We start from the raw sequence: 3,137 nt of genomic DNA, 5'->3' as shown, positions 1-3,137 counted from the left end.
GTGAGAGGCTCCGTGGCCATCGCTAGCAGGGCGTTGGCGACGGGGCGCTCCGTACCCGGCTGACCGTTCACCGGCCGGTTCACCACGCGTCCCTGCTTCACGAAGGTAGTGGACCCCCCTCCGTCCAGGTTGAGGACGTCGGTCGCCCCCAGGTCCAAGACGAACCTGGCCGCCTCGTACAGCGTCATGCCCTCGCTGTAGCCCGGCTGGCGGCCGTCCGCCGTCACCATCCAGCGCTGACCGGCGTCGTTCCATCCGACGACCGTCCGTGGGTGCCGTCGGGTCGAGAACGCGCTCGTGGGCAGCTCGGCGACCTTCCCGTCCGCGGCCAGGACCGGTCCGCCTCCGATCACCGTTCGTACACCTGCCACCCGCGTCTGGGAGCGGAGCTCCAGCTTCGGCTCCCCCTCGCCCGTGAAGGTCCTGGTCGCACCCTCGACGAGCGACGCGGGATCGTCCGAAGGCTGCATCCGGGCCCAGAGGCGGCGGAGCGCTTCGGCGCCGGCGCCGTGTCCGGACAGGACGGCCCCGTCCGGGGGAACGGCGGCGTTGCCCACGCCGTCCGTGAACGCCCGCGGCGCGAGCGCCTGGACCTGGGCGGGCGCCACCGGGCCGGACAGACCGACCGTCATCTCCGCGGAGTCGGAGCCGGTCGAGGTCGACGCCTGCCAGTGCGCCGTGTAGAGGACGACAGAGTCCGGGACGGGGGTGATGTTCACCCCGGCCAGGGGTACGCTGTCCGCTCCCGGATAGGTGACCGAGGCCGACCATCCGAGGGGCTCGGACCGCCAGCGCCCGTCCTCCGTCTCCACCAGATGGGGGACCCGGTCCGACGGCGAACGCACCATCACCCCGTTGTCAACCATGCCCCCCATGGGTTGTTTCGTCTCAAAGGAGAAGAAGTCCCCATTCACCCCAACCAGGCAGTTCATCCTCCTGCAGAGGGAGCTGGTCGGCTCCCGCTGCGGGACGGCCACCCGATCGAAGGCCAGACCGGTGCCGATCCGCACCGCCGCCCCCGCATCGATGCGAGCGACATGCACCATCTGGCGACCGGGCTGCGACGCGGCGTACCTGGTCACGCCCCGCACGAGGACCTCCTGGGCGGTCGGGGAGAACCCGGCTGGAGCCAGCGTCTGGGCCCGCGCGGGGAGCGGCGCGACCAGGAGGATGAGGACGAGCAGCCTGACTTGTCTCATACGCTCCATACATCGGTTCGGCGAGGCCCCCGAGCGACCCTGCCGCCCCCATCGGGTCAGGGCATAACGGACATCTCGGGCCGGGGGAGCCGCGGAGGTTTGCCCCTCCCGCACCTGGGGTACGCACCGCGTATGGGGAGGGACGCCCCCGGGGCAGAATCTGGTTTCTCCATGGTCGAGGCGATCGCCGCCCTCGGCCTCGTCTCGTTGGTCATAGCGCTGCTGAGCGGCGCCACCTCGGCCAACCTCAACTCCGCGCTGGCCTCCAAGGTGCTGCAGAAGGCCACCGCGGTGGGAGACGAGGCCATCGAGTGCGCCCGGACGATCCCCTACGAGCGGCTGGGCCATGACACCCTCCCGTCGGGTGACCCCGCGGTCGTGGGTGGCTTCTTCAGGCCGGCCACCCACCTGCTCCCCGAGCGCATCGTAACCGTCCCCCGGCGCACTCCCACGACCGCGGACGCCTGGCTCTGGGACTCGGCCCCCCACCACGAGGGCTGCGCGAACTCCATGCGGTACAACGCACCCCGCGCGAGCGGGGAGACGAGGTTCCGGGTCAGCCGGTACGTCACCTGGGTGGACGCGAACACGCAGGGCGGTGCCCAGCAGGACCACAAGCGGGTCGTCGTCCGGGTGGTCTCCGAGGGCGGACGGCGCCCGCTGAGCTACTCGGCATCCACCTTCATCTCCCCGGCCCGGCGGGGGAACGCGGTGTCCAAGGGCGAGGCGTCGCAGCTCGGACCGGCCACCGTCTCCGTGTCGCCGGGCGCTACCGCCGATATCCCGTACGAGGTCGTGAACCACGACGTGGCCCAGGCGTTCGAGCTCCAGCTCCAGGGGGCCCCCGGCGGCGTGTCCGTCACCCTCGTCGCAGCGACCTCGAGCGGCACCCCCGGGACCGCCCTCACGGACACGAACGGCAACGGCACGAAGGACACGGGAACCGTCGCCATAGGGGAGACCAGACGCTTCTTCGCATCGATCTACGTCCCCAGCGGCACGGCCCGCGGCACCCACGAGCTGAGCATGGTCATCCGCGCAGCGACCGAGGACGCACCCAGATGGACGCTCGTCGGGTACCTGGTGATCACGTGATCGCTGCCGTGCTGAGGGGCGAGGACGGGCTCTCCCTCGCCGAGCTCATGATCGGAACGCTGATCTCCATGGTCGTCCTCCTGCTGGCCACGGCCGCGCTCGGGGCGGCCACGCGCACGGACTCGTACACCGAACACCATTCCCGGGCCCTGGACTCGCTCCGGGTCGCCACGGAGCGCGTCGGCAAGGAGGCACGACAGGCCCACCGGATCTACTCCGATTCGCATGCCACGCGCCTGCACATGGGTATCGACCGCAACCGCGACGGAGCGATCTCGCCCAACGAGCGCACGGTGTGGACGGTCGCGGCGCACGGCGGCACGAGCGCCCTGTTCCGCATCGTGGCCGAGGGGACCCTTGAGGAGTCGAAGTCGATCGTCGCCCCGGACCTGGTGGCCGGCCCGGCCTTCACTTTCCGCCGCGACGGGGCCGCGGTCACCGACCCCTCGAGGGCGCAGGAGGTCGGACTGAGCTTCACGGCCGATGCGGCCCCCGGACGCCACGCCGGGCCGCGCACCGTCACCACCACGGTGAGGTTGCGCAATGTGGCGTAGGTCGCGCGACGAGAGCGGGATCGCGATGATCGGCGCGATCCTCCTCGGGGCCATCATCGTCACCATCCTGACCACGATGGCGGTCCGCAGCGTCGGTGACGTGAACGCGGTGAGGGCGGATCGGCTGTGGGAGCAGTCCCTGCACACGGGAGACGCCGGCGTCGACCACACCCTCACGCTATTGACCCAGAACCGCTTCTACACGAGCGGTCATACGCTGCCGGCGTTCGAAGGCGCGTCTGCCGAGAAGGCTTGGGTCCTGGAGGCGGCGGAAGCCCGGTCCGCTACG

The 3,137-nt window shown here is 70.9% G+C and carries 4 protein-coding genes; 3 read left to right on the top strand and 1 reads right to left on the bottom strand.

The window, feature by feature from the left end:
- Positions 1-1,199, bottom strand: a 1,199-nt coding sequence (locus VM840_13370; GenBank protein HVL82574.1) for a phosphodiester glycosidase family protein, incomplete at its 3' end; no start/stop codon positions are given.
- A 171-nt stretch (positions 1,200-1,370) separates the two neighbouring features.
- Between VM840_13370 and VM840_13365 the strand changes: the two genes are divergently transcribed.
- The 3 genes from VM840_13365 to VM840_13355 all read left to right on the top strand — a co-directional run.
- Entirely contained in the window at positions 1,371-2,294 is a 924-nt protein-coding gene (locus VM840_13365) for a hypothetical protein (GenBank protein ID HVL82573.1), read from the top strand.
- The gene (locus VM840_13360) at positions 2,291-2,848 is read left to right on the top strand and encodes a hypothetical protein (protein HVL82572.1); all 558 of its coding nucleotides are present in this window, start codon (positions 2,291-2,293) and stop codon (positions 2,846-2,848) included. The genes VM840_13365 and VM840_13360 overlap by 4 nt, the downstream gene beginning before the upstream one ends.
- The coding region (locus tag VM840_13355) for a hypothetical protein (protein ID HVL82571.1) at positions 2,838-3,137 on the top strand (300 nt) is incomplete at its 3' end. The genes VM840_13360 and VM840_13355, both read left to right, overlap by 11 nt.

The organism is Actinomycetota bacterium (genome assembly GCA_035540895.1).
GTDB lineage: Bacteria > Actinomycetota > JAICYB01 > JAICYB01 > JAICYB01 > DATLFR01.
Note: the sequence above shows the minus strand (reverse complement) of the source record. Positions and strands in the feature narration are given on the sequence as shown.